The organism is Arthrobacter sp. NEB 688, from assembly GCF_013201035.1.
Taxonomy (GTDB): Bacteria; Actinomycetota; Actinomycetes; order Actinomycetales; family Dermatophilaceae; genus Phycicoccus.
Window position 1 is genome coordinate 715,670 of record NZ_CP053707.1, and the last position, 21,108, is coordinate 736,777.

Here is a 21,108-nt window from a genome sequence, read left to right on the forward strand (position 1 = left end):
AAGCCTGCGCCTCACCCCGGAACGGTTCCGGGGTGAGGCGCGGTCGTATCGGGTGACCCGATACGCGTGGTGCGGGTGGGACGCGGCGTCAGCCGAGGTGGCCGCGGACGCTCGCGTGACCCTTGAGGAGGTTGCGGGCGATGGTGCGGCGCTGGATCTCGTCGGTGCCCTCGTAGATGCGCAGCAGCCGCAGCTCGCGGTACCAGCGCTCGAGCGGCAGCTCGCGGGTGTAGCCCATGCCGCCGTGGACCTGGAGCATCCGGTCGACGATCTCGTTGGCGCGCACCCCGCCGAAGAGCTTGGCCATCGACTGCGCCTGACGGCTGTCGCGCCCGGCATCCACCTGCCATGCCGCCGACAGGACGAGCCAGCGCAGCGCCTCGATCTCCAGCGCGGAGTCGGCGATCATCCACTGGATGGCCTGCCGCTCGGCGATCGGCTGCCCGAAGGTCACGCGGTTGCGCGCCCACTCCATCCCCATCTCGACCATCCGCTCGCACCCGCCGAGGGCGCGCGCCGGCAGCAGGTAGCGACCCTTGCCGATCCACTGCATCGCGAGCGCGAAGCCCTTGCCGACCTCGCCGAGCACCGCGGACGACGGCACGCGCACCCCGTCGAACGTCAGCGCCGCCGGGCCCCACTCGCCCATCGTGTCGATGGGGTGCGAGGTCCATCCGCGCTCGCGGTCGACGAGGAAGCAGGTGACCGACTCGCCGGTGCGCCCCTCGCGGTGGGCCTCGGCGTCGGTCACCGCGAAGACCATGACGAAGTCGGCCTCGTGCCCGCCGGTGATGAACGTCTTCTCACCGGTGATGACCCAGTCGTCCCCGTCGCGCTCGGCCCTGGTCCGGATGGCGCGCGCGTCCGAGCCGGCGCCCGGCTCGGTGATGGCGAAGCAGCTGTGCCGCGTGCCCTCGATCGTCGGGCGCAGGTAGGCCTCCTGCTGCTCGGGCGAGGCGTGGAAGAGGATGTTGTCGGCGTCGCCGGCGAACCGGAACGGCACGAACGAGCGACCGAGCTCGACCTCGACGAGGGCGGCCATCACCGCCGACAGGCCCATCCCGCCGTGCTCCTCGGGCGTGAGGACGCCGAAGAAGCCGGACTCCCGCGCCGTCGCCTGGAGGCGGGCGAGCTCCTCGGCGGGCAGGCCGCGCTCGTGCCGCCGCTCGCGGGCGAGGACGTCCTGCTCGAGCGGCATCACCTCCTTCTCGACGAAGGTCCGCACCCACTGCCGGATGTCACGCTCGTCGTCGGTCAGGTCCAGGTCCATGCGGTGCGCTCCCGTCGCTCGGCGTGCCCCGGGACGTCGGTGGCCCGGGGCACCCCCCGATCATCACCCGGCCGGGCGCGCGATCGGCTCCGAGCGCCCGGGCCATCCGAGCCGGTGCCCGCTCTGGCCCACGGAAAGCCCGCACGTGCGGGGTTATCGCTGACCGGACCGCCCCCGGACCGCGGAAAGCCCGCACGTGCCGGGTTATCGCTGTCCGAACCTCCCCCCGACCACGACAAGCCCGCACGTGCCGGGATATCGGGATCCGCCGCTCCGAACCAGCGCCCGACCGCGGAAAGCCCGCACGTGCGGGGTTATCGCTGTCCGGACCGGCGCCCAACCGCGAAAAGCCCGCACGTGCGGGGTTATCGCTGTCCGAACCTCCGCCCGACCGCGGAAAGCCCGCACGTGCGGGGTTACCGCTGTCCGAACCTCCGCCCGACCACGAAAAGCCCGCACGTGCGGGTTTATCGCGCGGCGGACCGATGAGTTCCGGCCCCGGCGCCGGTCGGACCGTCCATGAGCGCTCACCGAGGCCGCCCGGCCGCCACCCTTGCCGCCCTCCCGCGTCCTCGGGACACTGGACGGCGCCGCCCCACCACCCCCCGGGGCGGGATCCCGGCAGAAGGAGCCGACCGTGCCTGACGCACCCATCCACCTCCTCGTGGGGACGAGCAAGGGCGCCTTCGTCCTCGACGGCGACGCCGACCGCGTCGGCTGGAGCGTCCGCGGCCCCTACTGCGACGGCTGGCCGATCAACCACGTCGTCGGCGACCCGGCGACCGGCACGATGTGGGCCGGCGGCGGCGGCGACTGGTCCGGAGCCGGGGTCTGGCGCTCCGACGACGCCGGCCACACCTGGGAGCTCGCCAAGCTGACGACCGGCCAGATGGACGCCTGGGCCGCGAACGACCCGGGCTTCGCCGAGATGATCGGATGGACCGAGGAGCCGGCGCCCTTCGGCGACGGGTTCTCGCAGGTCTGGTCGCTCGCCCGCGTCGGCGAGCGCCTGTACGCCGGCACCAAGCCCGCCGTCCTGCTCGCCAGCGACGACGACGGCCGCACCTGGTACGAGGTCAAGGGCCTGAGCGACCACCCCTCGCGCCCCGACTGGAACCCCGGCGGCGCGGGCCTGGTCCTGCACTCGATCGTCGCCGACCCCCGTGACCCCGAGCGGATGTGGGTCGGCATCTCGTCGGCCGGCGTCTTCGCGACGACCGACGGCGGCGTGACGTGGGAGCGCCGCAACGACCTCGCCGACGTCGCCCACGACGAGCCCGCGGACCACCCGGCCGGGCCCTCGGACGGACAGGTCGGCCTCTGCGTCCACCACCTCGAGCACGCGGCCGACGACGGCGTGCTCTACCAGCAGAACCACTACGGCGTGTGGCGCTCCGACGACGACGGTGCCACCTGGCGCGCCGCGACCGAGGGCCTGCCGTCGACGTTCGGCTTCCCCCTCTGGGCGCACCCGCGCGACGTCGACACCGTGTGGACGCTGCCGCTCAACGGCGACATGGAGGGTCGCTTCCCGCCGGATGCCGCGGCGGCCGTGTGGCGTTCGCGCGACGGCGGCCGCTCGTGGGAGGCCCGCCGTGACGGCCTGCCGCAGGAGTCGTGCTTCTTCACGGTGCTGCGCCAGGCGATGAGCGGCGACCGGCAGGAGCCCGCCGGCGTGTACTTCGGGACCAACAGCGGCTCGGTGTTCGCCAGCCGCGACGAGGGCGACAGCTGGGCCGAGGTGGCGCGGCACCTGCCGACGGTGCTGGCCGTGGAGGTCCTGGAGCCGCGAGGATGACCCCATGACGACGAGCACGAGCAGGACCACGAGCACCGGCACGACGGTCCGCTTCACGGGCACCCCCGAGACGGTGGGCGGCACCCGGCTCGTGCGGCTGCCGGAGGACGCCAGCCGGGCACTGCCCTCGCGCGGTCAGGTCGCCGTGACGGGCACGCTCGACGGCGCCCCGTTCGAGACGGTCGTCGAGCCCGACGGGCGGCGCGGCCACTGGGTCCGGCTGCCCGCCGGGGCCGCCGACGCCGGCGACGCGCCGGTCGCGCTCGAGCTCGCCGTCGCCGAGGAGTGGCCCGAGCCCGAGGTGCCCGCCGACCTCGCCGGCGCGCTCGACGAGGCGCCGCAGCACATCCGCGACGTGTGGGAGGACATCACGCCGATGGCCCGCTGGGAGTGGGTGCGCTGGGTCGGCGCCACCCGCAGCGCCGAGACGCGCGCCAAGCGGGTCGGCGTGAGCATCGACAAGATCGACCACGGCAAGCGTCGGCCGTGCTGCTTCGACCTCTCGTCGTGCACCGACCCGGACGTCGCGCGCAGCGGCAGGCTGCCGGAGCCCTCCTGACGCGGACGCCGGCCCGCGACGGTCAGGGGCGGAGCATCACCTTGAGCGCGCGCCGCTCGTCCATGGCGGCGTAGCCGGCGGGGCCGTCCTCGAGGGACATCGCCGTGTCGAAGACCCGGCCGGGCTCGACCGTGCCGTCGAGGACACCGGGCAGGAGCTGCTCGATGTAGGCCCGCGTCGGCGCGACGCCACCGGTCAGGGTCACGTTGCGGCTGAACAGGACCCGACCGACCGGCCCCTCGGTGTACTGCGGCACGCCGACGCGGCTGATGGTGCCGCCGGGGCGGACGACGCCGAGCGCCTGCTCGTAGGCGGGCATCATCCCGACGCACTCCAGGACGACGTGGCTGCCGCCGTCGGTGAGGTCACGCACCGCCTCGATGCCCTCCTCGCCCCGGTCGGCGACGACGTCGGTGGCGCCGAAGTCGCGCCCGAGGTCGGTGCGGGACGCGTGCCGACCCATGAGCACGATGCGCTCGGCGCCCTGCTGCCGGGCCGCGAGGACGGCCAGGAGCCCCACCGCGCCGTCGCCGATGACCGTGACCGAGCTGCCCTGCGACACATTGCCGGTCAGCGCGGCGTGCCATCCGGTGCCGTAGACGTCGCTCAGCGTCAGCAGCGAGGCGAGCATCCGCTCGTCGGTGTCGCCGGTGATGCCCGGGACCGGCACGAGGGTGCCGTCGGCGAAGGGCACGAGAACGGCCTCGCCCTGGCCGCCGGACGCGCCACTGCCCTCGGTGTCGCCCCACCAGCCGCCGCGGACGCACGAGGTCTGCAGGCCGGCGCGGCAGAACTCGCAGGTGCCGCAGGAGACGACGAAGGGGGCGATGACGAAGTCGCCGGGCCGGACGGTCGAGACCTCGGCCCCGGCCTCCTCGACGACGCCGACGAACTCGTGGCCGATGGGGTGGCCGGCCTCGTCGCGCTCCGCGTTGTGGAAGGGGTGCAGGTCGCTGCCGCAGATGCAGGAGCGCAGGACACGGACGACCGCGTCGGTGGGGCGGCGCAGGGCGGGGTCGGGTGCGTCGACGACGCGGACGTCGCCGGCTCCGAAGAGGTGGATGGCTCGCATCCCTCCAGTGCACACCCTCGGACCCGGTCGTGGGGAGCCGGGGTCCCCTTCTCCGCGCGACCTGCGCGGGTCCGGGTGCGACCGCACGCGCAGGAGCGCAGGTCGCGCGGAGGAGAGCGGCCGGGGGACGGGCGACGGGCGCGAGGACGGGGCGACGGCCGACCCGCGCGGTCGGCCGGGCCGCCCCGCCGCCCTACGATCGGCGCATGAGCGCGGACCTCGTGGCCAAGGGCCTCGCCGGCGGGTACGCGCACCGGACCCTCTTCGAGTCCCTCGACCTGAGCGTCGCGCCGGGGGACGTCGTCGGGGTCGTCGGGGCGAACGGCGCCGGCAAGTCGACGCTCCTGCGCATCCTCGCGGGGGACCTCGAGCCGCTGGCCGGCTCGGTGCACACCGCCCCCGCCGACGCGTTCGTCGGCTGGCTCCCCCAGGAGCACGAGCGCGTCCCCGGCGAGAGCGTCGCGGGGTACGTGGCCCGCCGCACCGGTGCGGCCGCGGCCACGACGGCGATGGAGGAGACGGCCGCGGCGATGGCGGCCGACGACGCGCCCGCGTCCGCCGGTGACGCGTTCGCCCGCGCCCTCGACCACTGGCAGGCGACCGGCGCCCCGGACCTCGAGGAGCGACTCGCCCCGGTGCTCGCCGACCTCGGGCTCGAGCTGCCGACCGACACCCCGATGACCGCCCTCTCCGGCGGGCAGGCCGCCCGCGCCGCGCTGGCCGCCCTGCTGCTCATCCGCTTCGACGTCGTCCTCCTCGACGAGCCGACGAACGACCTGGACCTCGCCGGGCTGCAGCGCCTCGAGGACTTCGTCGGCGGCCTGCGCGCGGGCGTCGTCCTCGTCTCGCACGACCGCGAGTTCCTCTCGCGCGTCGTGACCCGCGTCGTCGAGCTCGACCTCGCCCAGAACGCCGTGGCGGTCTACGACGGCGGCTACGACGCCTACCTCGAGGAGCGGGCGGTCGCCCGCCGGCACGCCCGTGAGGCCTACGACGAGTTCGCCGCGACGAAGGCCGACCTCGAGGGCCGCGCCCGCACGCAGCGCGAGTGGAGCTCGCAGGGCGTCCGCAACGCGATGCGCAAGAGCCCCGACAACGACAAGATCCGCCGCAAGGCGCAGGCCGACTCCGCCGAGAAGCAGGCCCGCAAGGTCCGCCAGATGGAGTCGCGCATCGCCCGGCTCGACGAGGTCGAGGAGCCCCGCAAGGAGTGGCGCCTGCAGTTCGGCATCGCGAGCGCGCCCCGGTCGAGCTCGGTCGTCTCCACCCTCGACGACGCCGCGATCCGGCTGGGGGACTTCGAGCTCGGCCCGGTCTCGGTGCAGGTGGCCGCGCGCGAGCGGATCGGCGTCACGGGCCCGAACGGCGCCGGCAAGACGACGCTGCTCGGGCTGCTGACCGGCCGCCTCGCGCCGGACTCCGGCCGCGCGAGCCTCGGGGCGTCGGTGGCCCTCGGCGGCATCGACCAGGCGCGCACCGGCCTCGCCGAGGACCGGCGGCTTGGTGACGCCTTCGAGGCGGCCGTCCCCGAGATGACCCAGGCCGAGGTCCGGACCCTGCTCGCGAAGTTCGGGCTGCGCGCCGACCAGGTGGCGAGCATCGTCGGCAAGCTGTCCCCCGGCGAGCGCACCCGGGCGGCGATGGCGCTGCTCCAGGCGCGCGGAGTCAACGTCCTCGTGCTCGACGAGCCGACCAACCACCTCGACCTGCCGGCGATCGAGCAGCTCGAGGAGGCGCTGGAGGCCTACGACGGGGCGCTGCTGCTCGTCACGCACGACCGGCGGCTGCTCGACACCGTCCGGCTCGACCAGCGCTGGCACGTCGAGGACGGCCGGGTCACCGTCACGCACGTCGGCTGACGGTCCAGGACGACCTCAGCTTTGGCAGCCGGGGCACCGGAAGAGGTTGCGCCCGGCCATCGTCTCCTTGACGACCGTCTCGCCGCAGCGCGGGCAGGGCTTCCCGTGCCGGCGGTAGACGGCGTAGTGCGGCCGGACGCGCCCGACGCCTCCCTTCGCGATGAGGGCCTCGGCGCGCTCGACGTCGCCGTCGGACACGAGGATCCGGCCGGCCCGCACGCCCAGCGGCATGAGCCGGACGAGGTCGTCCCAGATCGCCGTGACGACGCCGGTCGGCACGTCGCGGGCCGGCGTGTGGGGGTCGAGCTCGTGGCGGTGCAGCAGCTCGGCGCGGTAGACGTTGCCGACGCCCGCCACGAGCGACTGGTCCATGATGACGGCACCGATCGCCCTCCGGGTGCGACCGAGCCGGTCGAGCACCGCATCCGGGAGACGGCTGTCGCGCAACGGGTCCGCGCCGAGACCGGACCGCACCTCGCGCCACTCCGCCGGCGTCACGAGCTCGCAGACGATCGGGCCGCGCAGGTCCCCGACGTGGGTGCGGTTGACCATCCGCATCCGGACCTGGCCCGCCACCGGGAGGTCGGTCGGCGGCTCGCCGCGGTCGACCCGCCGGTGCTGGCGCACCCCGAAGCGCCCGAACAGCCCGAGGTGCACGTGCACGACCTGCTCGCCCTCGACGTGGATCGCCAGGTGCTTGCCGTGCGCCTCGGCCGACTCGACGCAGGCCCCGTCGAGGGCAGCGGCGGACTCGGCGAAGCGTCCCTGCGGCGAGGAGAACCGGACCGGCGTGCCGGCGAAGGCGTCCTGCACCCGCCCGGCGAGCGCGTGGATCGTGTGGCCTTCGGGCATCCGTCCATCCTCGCCGGGAGGGGGCGACAGCGGGGCCGGCGGTCCCTAGGCTCGACAGCGCGACAGCGCGACAACGCGACAGCCGACGGCGCGGCCCGGACATCCCCGCCGTCGACACCCCGAGGAACGGAGGAGCCGTGGTCACCGACCGCCGCACGACCGACGACGGCGGGGACGTCGACGCGTTCCTCGCGTCGGTCCCCGACGAGCGCCGGCGTCGCGACGCCGAGGCGGCGCTCGCGCTGCTGGTCGACGCGACGGGCGCCGTCCCCCGGATGTGGGGACCCTCGATCGTCGGCCTGGGGCACCGCCCCTACCGGACCGCCGACGGCACCGAGCGCGACTGGTTCGCCGTCGGCCTCGCACCGCGCCGGGCCGCCCTCGTGCTCTACGGGCTGACGTCCGACGGGTCGCCGGCCGACCTCCTCGCGCGGCTCGGACCGCACAGCACCGGCAGCGGGTGCTTGTACGTCAAGCGGCTCGAGGCCGTCGACACGGAGGTGCTGCGTCAGCTCGTCGTCCGCGCCTGGGCGGGCGGCGGCGACGGCCCGTCCTCGTGAGCGGCGACGGCATCCCGCTCGACGCGCTCGACTTCTTCGAGGAGCTCGCCGTCGAGAACAGCCGCCCGTGGTGGCAGGCGCACCGGGCGCGCTGGGAGGAGTCGGTGCGCGAGCCGATGGAGTGGCTCACCGAGGCGCTGACCGACGAGTTCGGGCCGGCGCACCTCTACCGCCCGAACCGCGACGTGCGCTTCAGCCGCGACAAGTCCCCGTACAAGGACCACCAGGGCGCGCTGGCGGCCACCGTGCCGGGCATCGGGTGGTACGTCCAGGTGTCGGCGGCCGGCCTCCTGACCGGCGGTGGCTTCTACCCGACCGGCCCGGACCAGACCGCCCGCTACCGCGCCGCCGTCGACGCCCCACCCACCGGGCAGGCGCTGCAGGCGCTCGTCGACCGGCTCGTCGCGCAGGGGTGGGAGACCGGCGGCGAGGCCGTCGCGACACGGCCGCGCGGCGTCCCCGCGGACCATCCGCGCCTGGACCTCATGCGGCACAAGCACCTCGTGCTCTCCCGCCCCCACGGCGCCCCGGACTGGCTGACGACCGACGCGGTGCTCGAGCACGTCCGCGCCGACTGGCGGGCGGTCCGGCCGGTCGTCGAGTGGATGACCGAGCACGTCGGCGCCTCGCAGGTCGAGCGCCGGCGCTGAGGCATCCGGGAGCGCCGTCCCTGCGGGCTCAGGACTCCTGCAGGCGGTCGGCGTGCCGGTGGAAGAGCTTCCAGGAGCCGTCCTCGCGCCGGTAGAGCTCGGTGACGCGCAGGTCCATCGGCACCGCCCCCTCCTGCCCCGCCACCGACACGACGGAACGCTGGACCCCCACCCACCAGGCGATCTCGCCCTCCTCGCCGGAGTGCAGCGTCTCGAGGTCGTTGCGCTCGGACCCGGCCATCCGCGCCGCGCCGTCGGCGTTGGCCGCGTTGACGGCCTCGGCGCCGGTGACGACGGTGCCGCCCGGGCCGAGGATCGTCGCGGGGTCGCAGCCGGTCGAGACCGCGAGCAGCGGGCCGACGTCGCCGGCCACGAAGGCGTCCGAGGCCGTCTTGCGGCGGCCGAGGTACGCGGAGAAGATCTCGTCGGTCATCGGTGCTCCGTTCGTCCTGCGTCACGGTAGCCGCGGGCGCCGACGAGAACCCCCGTCGGAGGTGGGAGGATCGTCGGCGATGACGCTCACCGACCGCCTCTCCGCCGACGGCCCGCTGCGCGACCTCGGCGCCGACGCCGCGCTCGACCGCTTCGTCGAGTGGTCCGGCGAGCGCGGCTTCGCGCTCTACCCGGCGCAGGAGGAGGCCGTCCTCGCACTCGCCCAGGACGCGCACGTCGTCCTCGCGACGCCCACCGGATCGGGCAAGTCGCTCGTCGCGGTCGCGGCCCACGCCCTGGCCCTGGCCACCGGCCGCCGCTCCTGGTACACCGCCCCCATCAAGGCCCTGGTCTCCGAGAAGTTCTTCGCCCTCGTCGAGACCTTCGGCGCCGAGAACGTCGGGATGCTCACCGGCGACGCGGCGGTCAACCCCGGCGCCCCGATCATCTGCGCGACGGCCGAGGTCCTCGCCAACCACGCCCTGCGCGAGCGCGACGCCTCCGACGTCGGCCTCGTCGTCATGGACGAGTTCCACTTCTACGGCGAGCCGGACCGCGGCTGGGCCTGGCAGGTGCCGCTGCTCCTCCTGCCCGACACCCAGATGCTCCTCATGTCCGCGACGCTCGGCGACACCACCGAGCTCGAGCGCGACCTGCAGCGCCGCACCCGGCGCGAGGTCGTCACCGTCACCGGCGTCCAGCGGCCGGTGCCGCTCGAGTACGAGTGGTCGCTGATGCCCGTGCACGACGCGCTCGCGCTGCTCCTGCGCGACGACAAGGCGCCGGTCTACGTCGTCTCGTTCACCCAGGCCGGCGCGGTCGAGCAGGCGCAGGCCCTCGCCTCGGTCGACGTCGTCTCGTCGGAGCGCAAGGCCGCGCTCAAGGAGGCCGTCGGCGGCTTCCGGTTCGGGAAGGGCTTCGGGCAGACGCTGCGCCGGCTCGTCCTGCACGGCATCGGGGTCCACCACGCGGGGATGCTCCCGAAGTACCGGCGCCTGGTCGAGACCCTCGCGCAGGGCGGCCTGCTGGCGGTCATCTGCGGCACCGACACGCTCGGCGTCGGCATCAACGTGCCCATCCGCACGGTGCTGCTGACGTCGCTCAGCAAGTACGACGGCCGCAAGCAGCGGGTGCTGCGGGCGCGCGAGTTCCACCAGATCGCGGGCCGCGCGGGGCGGGCCGGCTTCGACACCGTCGGCTACGTCGTCGTCCAGGCGCCCGAGCACGTCATCGAGAACAGCAAGGCCCTCGCGAAGGCCGGCGGCGACCCGAAGAAGGAGCGCCGCATCGTCCGCAAGAAGGCGCCGGAGGGCGTGCTGACGTGGAGCGAGGCCACGTTCGACAAGCTCGTGACCGCGGCGCCCGAGCCGCTCCAGCCGAAGATGCGGGTCACGCACGCGATGGTCCTCAACGTCCTCGACCAGTGGGAGGGCCAGCAGGACGCGCTGCACACCCTCGTCCTCGACAACCACGAGAGCGAGGAGCGGCGCGAGCGGCTCGTCGAGCGCGCGGTGCAGGTGCTCGGCTCGCTCGTGCGCGCCGGGGTCGTCGAGCCGGACGACGGCTCGCACGTCGACACGTGGCTGCCGCCCGAGCCCGAGGCCGCCTCTGCCACAGCCGAACCGGTGCCCGAACCCGAGCCGGAGCCCGCCCCGCAGCCGCTCGACGCCGGCGGGATGGGCGCGCTCGGCGAGGCCCTGGCCGCCGCGGGCCTGGCGCCGGCCGCGTCCGAGGCCGCCGCACCGACCGCGCCGCAGGAGACCGCGGCCGACGAGCCGCGCGAGGTGACACCGCTCGAGCGCTTCCTGCGCCGCGAGGGCCGCCGGTACGACGAGGGCCCGTTCCAGGTGGCGCTCGACCTCCACGACGGCTTCGCGCTCAACCAGCCCCTGTCGGCCTTCGCCCTCGCCGCGCTCGAGCTCCTCGACCCCGCGGCGCCCGGCTACGCCCTCGACGTCGTCAGCGTCATCGAGGCCACCCTCGACGACCCGCGCCAGGTGCTCCAGGCCCAGCAGTTCGAGGCGCGCGGCGAGGCCGTCGCCGCGATGAAGGCCGACGGCCTGGAGTACGAGGAGCGGATGGAGGCCCTCGAGGACGTCACGTGGCCCAAGCCGCTCGCCGAGATGCTCGAGCTGTCGCTGCGCACGTACCGGCAGAGCCACCCGTGGGTCGACCCGCGCGACCTCTCGCCGAAGTCCGTCGTCCGCGAGATGTTCGAGCGCGCGATGTCGTTCGGGGAGTTCGTGGCCCACCACAAGCTGGCGCGCGCCGAGGGCATCGTCCTGCGCTACCTCACCGACGCGTACCGGGCGCTGCGCTCGACGGTGCCGCACTCCGCGCGCACCGAGGAGCTCGACGACCTCGTCGAGTGGCTCGGCGAGGTCGTGCGCCACACCGACTCCAGCCTCCTCGACGAGTGGGAGTCCCTCGCGCACCCCGACGGCGAGGAGCCCGGCGCCGAGGTCCGACCCTCGACGGAGGGCCGGGCGCTGTCCGACAACCCACGCGCCCTGCGGGTCATGGTGCGCCAGAGCATGTTCCGACGTGTCGAGCTGCTGTCCCTGCGGCGTTACGAGGCGCTCGCCGCGCTCGACGGCGGCCTGACCGCCGAGCAGTGGCGGGACGCCGCGGCGGAGTACCTCGCCGAGTACGGCGAGCTCTCGACCGGCCCCGCCGCCCGCGGCCCGGGGCTGTTCCGGGTCGAGGAGGGCGAGGGGACCTGGGTCGTCGAGCAGGTGCTCGACGACGAGGACGGCGACCACGACTGGCGCATCACCGCCGAGCTCGACCTCGCCGCGACCGACGAGGCCGGCGAGCCGGTGCTCGTCGTCACCGCCCTCGCGCCCCTCACCTGACCTGCCGCCCCCTCCCGCAGCGCGAACGTGTGTGAACTCGCCGGGGATCACCGGCGTGTTCACACACGTTCGCGGAAGGGGCCGGGGCCCCGACCCTCGACGACACGCCGGACGGGGGAATCCCTCGCGCCGGGGCGCTGTTGACGCCCCTCGGGTGCGACCACCGCCCTGCGAGCACCACCGCGCGAGCAGCACCCCCGGCGCCACGACGCGCCACCTCCCTGCAGACCATCCCTCGGAAGGAACCCCGTGGCTTCCTCGACCGCCACCGACGCCCGCCACCCGGACGACGCCCCACCGGCCCGCGCGCACCGCCGGCCCCGCTTCCCGTTCTGGGCGCAGATCATCGCCGGCCTCGTGGTCGGTGCGCTGCTCGGCTGGGTCGCCCGGACCTGGTCGGTCGACGGCCTCGCGACCACCCTCGACGTCATCGGCAGCAGCTTCGTCAGCCTGCTGCGCACGATCGTCGTGCCGCTGGTCTTCCTCGCGATCGTCGTCAGCGTCGCCCGGCTGCGCGAGGTGACCAACGCCGCCCGCCTCGCCGGCCAGACGCTGCTCTGGTTCGCGATCACCGCCGCCGTCGCGGTCGGCATCGGCATCACCATCGGCCTCCTGACCGACCCCGGCCTGCGCACGAGCGTCGACCGCTCGGCCGCCGCGGCGCCCGGCACCACCGGGTCGTGGACCGACTTCCTCCAGGGCATCGTCCCGTCGAACATCCTCGGCCTCGAGGGCAGCACGGGGGACGACGGCTCGGTCAACCTCGGGTTCAACGTCCTCCAGATCGTCGTCGTCGCCCTGCTCATCGGCGTCGCCGTCCTCAAGACCGGCCAGAAGGCCGAGCCGTTCGTCGCCTTCTCCGAGAGCTTCCTCGCCGTCGTCCAGACCGTCCTGTGGTGGATCATCCGCCTCTCGCCGCTCGGCACGCTCGGCCTCATCGGCAACGCCGTCGCCTCCTACGGCTGGGACCTCCTCGCGCCGCTCGCCGTCTTCACGATCGACGTCTACGTCGGCTGCGCCATCGTCCTGCTCGTCGTCTACCCGGTCGTCCTGCGCCTGCACGGCCTCTCGCCGCGCAAGTTCTTCTCCGGCGCCTGGCCCGCCCTGCAGCTGGCGTTCGTCTCGCGCTCGTCGGTCGGCACCATGCCCGTCACGCAGTACGTGACCACCCGCAACCTCGGGGTGCCGCGCGAGTACGCCTCGTTCGCCGTGCCGCTCGGCGCGACGACGAAGATGGACGGCTGCGCCGCGATCTACCCGGCCCTCGCCGCGATCTTCGTCGCGCAGTTCTTCGGGGTGGACCTGTCGCTCACCGACTACCTGCTCATCGCGTTCGTCTCGGTCGTCGGATCGGCGGCCACCGCGGGCCTGACCGGTGCGGTCGTCATGCTCACCCTCACCCTCTCGACGCTCGGCCTGCCCCTCGAGGGCGTCGGCCTGCTGCTGGCCATCGACCCGGTGCTCGACATGATGCGCACGATGACCAACGTCGCCGGGCAGGCGCTCGTGCCGACGATCGTCGCCAAGCGCGAGGGCATCCTCGACGAGAGCGTCTACGACGGGGACCGCGCGAGCGACCCCGTCGGCGACCCGGCCCTCGTCGCCGCCTGACGCACCCGCACCCCCATCCCTCGGTCGCCCGCACCCCCCTCGGGGCGTGCGGGCGACCGCGGCGTCCGGGCCTGTGAGACTGGACCCCACCCCACGGAAAGGCGCACCCCGCGATGATCGAGATCCTCGACGCCCGCCAGGTCGAGCGGGCACGGGCCACCGGCGCGCTCGTCGGCGAGATCCTGGCGACGATGCGCGAGCGGGCGACCGTCGGCACCAACCTCCTCGAGATCGACGCCTGGACGAAGGCGATGATCGAGGGCGCCGGGGCGACCTCCTGCTACGTCGACTACGAGCCCTCGTTCGGTCGCGGGCCCTTCGGCCACTACATCTGCACCTCGGTCAACGACGCCGTCCTCCACGGCCTCCCGCACGACCGTGCCCTCGCCGACGGCGACCTGCTGACCCTCGACCTCGCCGTCGTGCTCGGCGGGGTCGCGGCCGACGCGGCCGTCAGCTTCGTCGTCGGCACCCCGGCGCCGGAGGACGAGGCGCTCATCGCCGTCACCGAGCGCGCGCTGGCCGCCGCGATCTCCGTCGCCGGCCCGGGCGCGAGGCTCGGGGACATCTCGCACGCCATCGGGTCGGTGCTCGAGGGCGCCGGCCACTCCGTCAACACCCAGTTCGGCGGGCACGGCATCGGCTCGACGATGCACCAGGACCCGCACGTCGCCAACAGCGGCCGGCCGGGCCGCGGCTACACGCTGCGCCCCGGGCTGATGCTCGCCATCGAGCCGTGGGTCATGGCCGACACCGACCGGCTCGTCACCGACGCCGACGGCTGGACCCTGCGCAGCGTCACCGGCTGCCGCACCGCGCACAGCGAGCACACGGTCGTCGTCACCGAGGACGGCGTCGACGTCCTCACCCTCCCGCCGGCGGCCTGAGCCACGGTCCTCCCCGGCGCCGGGACGGCGGGCGCCACGGCCCCGGAGATGACACGAGTCATCCCGACGGGTGACACCTGTCACTGACGGTCCGTGCGCGTCGCCGACAGGATCGACGGCCTGGGGGAGCCGCCGGCGTTCCTCCGCCCTGAGCCGCAGGAGCCCGGATGGACCCACGCCACCTCGCCCACGCCGACGCCGACCCCGACTTCTACGACGACGTGTGGCAGGTGTCGCCCGACGCCGCCGACGTCCTCGGGCCGGCCGTCGTCCCGGAGCGCGTCGAGGTGAGCGACCAGGGGCCGTGGCGGGTCTACCGCACGCCCTGCCTCCTGCCGGACTCCGGCTGGAAGGTGCACGTGTCGTGCGTGCCCTCCCGCGCCGAGCACGTCGTCCCGCTCGTCGTCGCCGAGGCGCTGGCCGAGGACCTCACGTGCAAGCACCTGCGCACGCGCCGCCTCGTCGCGGCGACCCAGGCGAAGTACGCGGAGCCGGCCGGCGCGGGCAAGGTCGTCACGGTCTACCCCGTCGACGAGACCTCGCTGGCCCGCATCGTCGCGCGCCTCACGGTGCTGCTCGCCGGCGAGCCCGGCGCCCGCGTGCTCAGCGACGTCCCGGTCGACGGCGCCCCCGTCTCGGTGCGCTTCGGGGCCTTCCGCGGCGTCCGGCACCTCGACGCGCAGGGGCGCTGGGGCATCGGGCGCGTGGGCGACACCGGCACCGGGTCGGCTGCCGACGACCGCTCGCCGCACAGCGGCTGCCGCGGGGCGGCCGTCGTGCCGGCGCTCGTCGCGGCCCTGCGGGACGCCGCCTCCGCACGGGACCGCGGGGCGCTCCTGCCGGTCACCGACGTGCGCGTCGTCCACCGCTCGAACGCCGGCGGCGTCTACAGCGCCACCTGGGAGGACGGCCGCCGGGTCGTCCTCAAGGAGGCCCGCCGCCACACCGGCTTCGACCTCGCCGGCAGCGACGCCGTCACCCGCCTGCGCCACGAGCGGCGCGCGCTCGAGCGGCTCGCCGGCACCGGCGTGGTGCCCGAGGTCGTCGCGCACCACGTCGCCGGTGACAGCGAGTTCCTCGTCATGGAGCACGTCGCCGGCCCGACCGTCACCTCCGGGATGGCGACCGGCCACCCCGCGGCGGTGCCGGGCGCCGACGCCGCCACCTACCGGACCTGGGTCGACGCCGTCGTCACCCGGACCGGGGAGGCCCTGGCGGTGCTCCACGCGCACGGCGTCACCCACCGTGACGTCCACCCGGGCAACGTCATCGAGCGGGACGGGCGGGTCGTCCTCGTCGACCTCGAGTCCTCCGCCGTCGACGGCGTCGCGGTCGCCAAGGGCGTCGCCACCGCCCTCTCGAGCACCGGGGACGACGTGACCCCCGCGGCCGACCTCGCGGCCCTCGCGCGGATGGGCGCGCTGCTCGTCAACCCCCAGTACGCCCTGACCGCCCGCCGCCCCGAGCTCGCGGCGGAGCTGAGCGGGGTCGGCGAGGCCGACCTCGCGGGACCGGACGGGGTCGGCCACGGAGGAGGGGCCGTGGCCGACCCCGGGGTCCCGCCCGTCCCCGTCGCTCCCTGCCGGCCGACGCCGCCCTGCCCCGAGCGCCTCGTCGCCGGGCTCCACGTCGCCGCCGACCCCGCCCGGCCCGACCGGCTCCTGCCGTCGGACGTGGCGGGCTTCTCCGTCCCGGGGGGCGGGCTCGGCCTGCTCCACGGCGCCGGGGGCGTCCTCGCCACGCTGGCGGCCACCGGCCGTCCCGTCCCGGACGCCTGGCGCGGATGGCTCGTGCAGCGCTCCCTCGACGCCCCGTGGCTGGCCCCGGGGCTCGCCGACGGCGCCGAGGGCATCGCCCTCTGCCTGGCCCGGATCGGCGAGCGCGACGCCGCCCGGACCCTCGTCGACCGGTGGGCGGACCGCGAGAGCGCGAGCCCCTGGTGGTCGCGGGGCAGCGCCGGCCGGGCCCTCGCCCACGCCGAGCTGGCCGGCCTGCTCGACGAGCCGGCGCTCGTCGCCTCGGCCCTCGGTCTCGTCGCCGACACCCTCGAACGCGTCGAGGCCGACGTCCCCCCGCCCGGGGTCCGGGCCGGGCTCCTCGACGGCTGGGCCGGCGTCGGCCTGGCCCTGCTGCGCGTCGCCGAGCTCGTCGACGGCCACGCCGGCGGCGGGGTCACGACCCGGCTGCGGGCCGCGGCCCACCGGGCGATGCGCCGCGAGTGCGCGGCCGTCCACGTGCGGGCGGGGGCGTGGCTCGCGAGCGACGGGACCCGCGTCATGCCCTACCTGGGCACGGGCTCGGCCGCCCTCGGGCTGCTGGCGGCCGCGCTCGGCGGGCGCCCCGACGCAGGCCTCCCGGTGTCGGACACGGCACCGGACCCCGCCGCCGTCACGCCGGACGAGGCCGTCACCGGTGTCGTGCGCGCCCTCGAGCTGCGCTCGGTCGCCGGGGCGGGCCTGCTCCACGGCCGCGCCGGCCTGCTCGCCACCCTCGCCGTCGTCGCCCCGGCCCACCCGGCCGTCACGCTGCACCGCGAGCGGCTCGGCTGGTACACGGTGCCCGTCGCCGGCACCTCGCGGCGCGAGCACCCCCTCGCGGGGGACGCGGACCTGCTGCTCGGCGACCAGAACATCCGGTGCTCGGCCGACCTCGGATCCGGTTCTGCCGGAGCCATTCTCGTCGGCGACGAGCACGTCGACCGGACCGCGCGGGCGGTCACGCACGTGCTGGGGCTGCCCGAGGTCCACCGGTCCGTCACGCGGGTCACGCCGGGGATGACACCCGTCACGACGAGCCACTGACGGCGGGTACTACAGCGCTCCCGGCGATCCGGGAAGAGTAGAGCCAGTCGGAGGGAGAGCCCACCGACACACCACTGGGAGAGGACCACACACCATGAGCGTCACCGAGATGCAGACCCTGGCCACCGAGGACGAGACCTCCACGGGTGTCGTCGCCGACTGGCAGTTCAGCACCATCTCCATCGTCTACTGCTGAGCACGAACATGGACACGTCGACCCCCGTCCGCACGGGTCAGCGGGTCCGCCCGGAGCTCCCCGCCACCCGGGTCGTCGCCCTCGTGGTGAGCGACCTCGCCGTCGCCGGAGCCCCCGAGCGGGCCGCGGCGACCCTGCACGGTGCCCGGTTCGAGGTCGAGGCGGGGACCGTCACGGTCCTCACCCCCGCCCGCGCCGGCCGCACCGTCGTCCTCTGCCTCACCGGGCAGCTCGCCCGGTCGGGAGGGACCGTCGAGACCGGCGACGGCCCCTCCCGCCGCGACGTCGCCACGACGTCCTGGCAGCTGGCCGTCACCCACGACCCGGACCCCGCGGGCCCCGCGCCCGACACCACCGCGGCCGACCTCCTGGCGGGCGCCGGCCGCGGCGCCGCCCGGGCGGCCGCCCGGCTCGGGCTGACCCCGGTGCTGCAGCAGCCGGTCGCGGGCCTCGACCCCGCCGAGCGCACGCTCCTCGGGGTCGCCCTGGCCCTGGCCGACGGGCCCGACGTCGTCGCGCTCGAGCACCCCGCCGCGCGGCTGGACGCCGACGACCTGGGGCGCGTCCTCGACGCCGTCCGCGACCTCGTCGACGTCGACGGACGCACCGTCCTGCTCGTCGAGGACCTCGACCGCCTCCCGGCCGCGGTGCACCCGCTCGTCGACGCGGTCGTCGAGCTCGGCCCGTTCCTCGGCGCGCCGTGAGGCGGGGCGGCTGTTACGGTGCTGGCGTCGCCGGGAGGGCAGGAGTTGCACGGGGATGCCAGTGAAGAACCAGGGCAGTGATGCCCGGATCGCCCTCGTCGCGTCGTGGGCGGTCGTCATCGTCATCGTCGTGCAGGGCACCTTGTCCATGCTCACGCAGGTCAACGACGCCCGGATGCCGCTCGAGCGCGTCGCGGCGGTCGTCTCCGGCCTCGTCGCGGCCGCGCTCTTCACGGTCGTCCAGCTGCGGACCGTCCGCGACCGCCCGGTGCCGCCGTGGATGCCGTGGCTCGTCGTCCTCACCGCGACCGCGTCGTTCGTCGCCGGGGTGTGGCTCAACGCCTCGCTCGTGCTCGGGACCGCGATGCTCCTGCTCGAGGGGCGGCGCCTGGCCGCCACCTGGCTGGGGTACGTCCTGCTCATCGCGGGCTTCATGCTCACCCAGGACGTCAACCCGTTCATCGCCGGCTTCCTCACGCTCGTCGCCGCCGCCATCGGGCTGCTGCTCTACGTGCTGACCCGCCTCGCGGTCACCGTCGGCGAGCTCGCCCGGGCCCGCGAGACCGTGGCCCGGCTGCGCGTCGACGAGGAGCGCCACCGCATCTCGCGCGACCTGCACGACATCCTCGGCCGCAGCCTCGTCGCCGTCGGCCTGCGCATCCAGACCGCCATCCGCCTGCTCGAGCGCGACCCGCAGCGCTGCGGCGAGCAGCTCGAGGAGGTCGCCCGGATGGTCACCGAGGGGCAGTCGCAGCTGCGCGGCCTGACCCGCGGCGAGACCGTCGTCGGCTTCGAGGACGAGCTCGCGTCCGCGCAGGACATCTTCGAGCGCCTCGGCATCCGCTGCACGACCGACGTCGACGCGGACGGCACCGTCGGCGATCTCGTCGACACCCTCGGCTCGCGGGTGCTGCGCGAGTCGGTCACCAACCTCCTCAAGCACTCCCGACCCACGTGGGTCGAGATCGGCCTGCGCGAGGAGGCGACGGCCAGCGTGCTCGTCATCGTCAACGACGGCGCCTCCGACACCGGGCGCGCCCGGGGCACCGGCCTCGCGGACCTCGCCGAGCGCGCGAGCGCCCTCGGCGGCTCGCTCGAGGCGGGGCACCTGCCCGGCGGGCGCTTCCGCGCCATCTGCCGGATGCCCGCCGCCCACCCCACCGACCCCTCCGACCTCGCGGCCGACCGGCCGACACCCCTGGGAGCCCGATCGTGACCGACACCTCCACCTCCGCGGACGCCGTCGTCGACCCCGACCGGCTGCGCATCCTCATCGCCGAGGACGTCGACCTCGTCGCCGAGGCCTTCGAGGCCCTGCTGGGCACCGAGCCCTCCTTCGAGGTCGTCGGCCGGGTCAGCCGCGGCGACGAGGTGGCGGCCGCCGTCCAGCGGCTGCGCCCGGACGTCGCCGTCCTCGACGTCGACATGCCCGGCGCCACCGGCATCGAGGCCGCCGCGCAGGTCACCGACTGCAAGGTGCTGCTGCTCACCGCCCTCGAGGGCCCGGGCCACATGCACAAGGCCCTGGCCGCCGGCGCCAACGGCTACATCCTCAAGTCGACGACCGGCAGCCGGCTCGTCGAGGCCATCCGCACCGTCGCCGCGGGCGGGACGGCCATCGACCCCGAGCTCGCCGCCGAGGCGCTGCGCAGCGGCCCGTGCCCCCTCACCGACCGCGAGATCGACATCCTCCGGCTCGTCGGGCAGGGCCGCAGCACCGAGGACATCGCCGGTGGGCTGTTCCTCTCGCGCGGGACCGTGCGCAACTACCTGAGCAACGCGATGGTCAAGCTGGACGCGCAGTCGCGCGCGGAGGCGTTCGCCAAGGCCGAGCGCCGCGGCTGGCTCTGACCCCTCCGGGGTGGCTGACATCGGTCATCCGCCGGGTGCAGCGCGTCACCGCCCGGCCCCCGGCCCCTTGGCCCGCCGCGGCCCGCCTGCGTTGATGGGGTGACCCGCGGGGCACCCGGCCCCCGGACCGCCGAAGGGGAGCCCCGTGATCCGTACCCGAGACCTGCGGATGTCGTTCGACACCGGTCGGGGCAGCCGCCGCCGCACGGTCGACGCCGTGCAGGGCATCGACCTCGACGTCGAGCGCGGCGAGATCGTCGGCCTGCTCGGGCCCAACGGCGCCGGCAAGACGACGACGCTGCGCATCCTCTCGACGCTCCTGCGCCCGACCTCCGGCACCGTCGAGGTCTGCGGCCACGACGTGCGGACCGCCCCCCGCGAGGTCCGCCGGCGGCTGGGGTACGTCGCCCAGGGGGGCTCGACCTCGCGCCGCGCCCGCTGCGGCGACGAGGCCACCGACCGGGGGATGCTCTACGGCCTGACCCGACGCACCTCCCGCGAGCGGGCCCACGACCTCTTCGACCGGCTCGACCTCGGCGACCTCTGGGAGCGGCCCACCGGCTCCCTCTCCGGCGGCCAGCGCCGCCGCCTCGAGATCGCGACGGCCCTGGTCCACCGGCCCGAGCTCGTCGTCCTCGACGAGCCGACGACCGGCCTGGACCCGCAGTCGCGCGCCAACCTCTGGGACCACATCCGCGACCTGCGCGAGACCCACGGCACGACCGTCCTCGTGACGACCCACTACCTCGACGAGGCCGACGCCCTGAGCGACCGGCTCGTCGTCGTCGACCACGGCAGCGTTGTCGCCGACGGCACCTCCGACGCCCTCAAGGCCGACCTCGACGGCGACGTCCTCACCGTGCGGCTCGCCGACCCCACCGAGGCCGGCCGGGCGGCCCTCTGCCTGCGCGCGGTGCTCGGCGACCCCTTCGCCCCGACCGACGACGGCGTCCTCACCGGGCCGCTGCACGCGGGGTCCGGCGGCCTCGCCGTCGTCGTGCGCGAGCTGGACCGGCACGGCCTGGCCGTCGCCGGCCTCGACGTCCGCCGGCCGACGCTCGACGACGTCTTCCTCACCCTCACCGGGCGCTCGCTCCGCGACGCCGCGGCCTGACCGCACCCGGCCCCGATCCCGTCACCACCCGAACCAG

17 protein-coding genes are annotated in these 21,108 nt (G+C 75.2%); 13 read left to right on the forward strand and 4 right to left on the reverse strand.

All coding sequences use genetic code 11. The annotated features are described in order from the left end of the window. Positions 1 to 88: 88 nt before the first annotated feature. Complete coding sequence (locus tag HL663_RS03495) at positions 89 to 1,270, reverse strand: acyl-CoA dehydrogenase family protein (protein ID WP_173027087.1); 1,182 nt, start codon at positions 1,268 to 1,270, stop codon at positions 89 to 91. Between the two features lie 637 nt (positions 1,271 to 1,907). Between HL663_RS03495 and HL663_RS03500 the strand changes: the two genes are divergently transcribed. Beyond that, positions 1,908 to 3,068 (forward strand): WD40/YVTN/BNR-like repeat-containing protein, encoded by a 1,161-nt coding sequence (locus HL663_RS03500; RefSeq protein WP_286175900.1) that lies wholly within the window; start codon positions 1,908 to 1,910, stop codon positions 3,066 to 3,068. A gap of 4 nt (positions 3,069 to 3,072) precedes the next feature. Then, a complete protein-coding gene (locus tag HL663_RS03505; RefSeq protein ID WP_173027088.1) occupies positions 3,073 to 3,627 on the forward strand; it encodes a YdeI/OmpD-associated family protein in 555 nt (184 codons plus the stop codon). 22 nt (positions 3,628 to 3,649) lie between these two features. Here HL663_RS03505 and HL663_RS03510 read toward each other — a convergent pair whose 3' ends face one another. Then, positions 3,650 to 4,699, reverse strand: a complete 1,050-nt coding sequence (locus HL663_RS03510; protein ID WP_173027089.1) for a zinc-binding dehydrogenase — start codon at positions 4,697 to 4,699, stop codon at positions 3,650 to 3,652. Between the two features lie 206 nt (positions 4,700 to 4,905). Here HL663_RS03510 and HL663_RS03515 point away from each other — a divergent pair, with 206 nt between their 5' ends. Then, entirely contained in the window at positions 4,906 to 6,558 is a 1,653-nt protein-coding gene (locus tag HL663_RS03515) for an ABC-F family ATP-binding cassette domain-containing protein (RefSeq protein ID WP_173027090.1), read from the forward strand. 15 nt (positions 6,559 to 6,573) lie between these two features. On the opposite strand, the gene HL663_RS03520 is transcribed toward HL663_RS03515, so the two are convergent. Next, positions 6,574 to 7,410 (reverse strand): Fpg/Nei family DNA glycosylase, encoded by an 837-nt coding sequence (locus HL663_RS03520; RefSeq protein ID WP_173027091.1) that lies wholly within the window; start codon positions 7,408 to 7,410, stop codon positions 6,574 to 6,576. A 137-nt stretch (positions 7,411 to 7,547) separates the two neighbouring features. Here HL663_RS03520 and HL663_RS03525 point away from each other — a divergent pair, with 137 nt between their 5' ends. Beyond that, complete coding sequence (locus HL663_RS03525) at positions 7,548 to 7,970, forward strand: DUF1801 domain-containing protein (protein ID WP_173027092.1); 423 nt, start codon at positions 7,548 to 7,550, stop codon at positions 7,968 to 7,970. After that, entirely contained in the window at positions 7,967 to 8,620 is a 654-nt protein-coding gene (locus HL663_RS03530) for a DUF2461 domain-containing protein (protein WP_173027093.1), read from the forward strand. Before HL663_RS03525 ends, HL663_RS03530 begins: the two co-directional genes overlap by 4 nt. 28 nt (positions 8,621 to 8,648) lie before the next feature. Here HL663_RS03530 and HL663_RS03535 read toward each other — a convergent pair whose 3' ends face one another. Further along, positions 8,649 to 9,053, reverse strand: coding sequence for a YybH family protein (locus HL663_RS03535; RefSeq protein WP_173027094.1), 405 nt, complete (start codon positions 9,051 to 9,053; stop codon positions 8,649 to 8,651). 79 nt (positions 9,054 to 9,132) lie between these two features. Here HL663_RS03535 and HL663_RS03540 point away from each other — a divergent pair, with 79 nt between their 5' ends. From HL663_RS03540 to HL663_RS03575, 8 genes are all read left to right on the forward strand, one after another. Further along, positions 9,133 to 11,907 (forward strand): DEAD/DEAH box helicase, encoded by a 2,775-nt coding sequence (locus HL663_RS03540; protein ID WP_173027095.1) that lies wholly within the window; start codon positions 9,133 to 9,135, stop codon positions 11,905 to 11,907. Positions 11,908 to 12,156: 249 nt separating this feature from the next. Then, a complete protein-coding gene (locus tag HL663_RS03545; RefSeq protein WP_173027096.1) occupies positions 12,157 to 13,518 on the forward strand; it encodes a dicarboxylate/amino acid:cation symporter in 1,362 nt (453 codons plus the stop codon). 113 nt (positions 13,519 to 13,631) lie between these two features. Next, the gene (map, locus tag HL663_RS03550) at positions 13,632 to 14,405 is read left to right on the forward strand and encodes a type I methionyl aminopeptidase (RefSeq protein WP_173027097.1); all 774 of its coding nucleotides are present in this window, start codon (positions 13,632 to 13,634) and stop codon (positions 14,403 to 14,405) included. Between the two features lie 167 nt (positions 14,406 to 14,572). Next, complete coding sequence (locus tag HL663_RS03555) at positions 14,573 to 17,206, forward strand: class III lanthionine synthetase LanKC N-terminal domain-containing protein (RefSeq protein ID WP_173027098.1); 2,634 nt, start codon at positions 14,573 to 14,575, stop codon at positions 17,204 to 17,206. 204 nt (positions 17,207 to 17,410) lie between these two features. Beyond that, on the forward strand, positions 17,411 to 18,106 hold the full coding sequence (locus tag HL663_RS03560) for a P-loop NTPase family protein (RefSeq protein WP_173027099.1): 696 nt from the start codon (positions 17,411 to 17,413) through the stop codon (positions 18,104 to 18,106). A 55-nt stretch (positions 18,107 to 18,161) separates the two neighbouring features. Further along, positions 18,162 to 19,322, forward strand: a complete 1,161-nt coding sequence (locus HL663_RS03565; protein WP_173027100.1) for a sensor histidine kinase — start codon at positions 18,162 to 18,164, stop codon at positions 19,320 to 19,322. Beyond that, positions 19,319 to 19,957, forward strand: coding sequence for a response regulator (locus HL663_RS03570; RefSeq protein ID WP_286175903.1), 639 nt, complete (start codon positions 19,319 to 19,321; stop codon positions 19,955 to 19,957). Before HL663_RS03565 ends, HL663_RS03570 begins: the two co-directional genes overlap by 4 nt. Positions 19,958 to 20,102: 145 nt before the next feature. Then, positions 20,103 to 21,071, forward strand: coding sequence for an ABC transporter ATP-binding protein (locus HL663_RS03575; protein WP_286175904.1), 969 nt, complete (start codon positions 20,103 to 20,105; stop codon positions 21,069 to 21,071). Positions 21,072 to 21,108 lie beyond the last annotated feature (37 nt).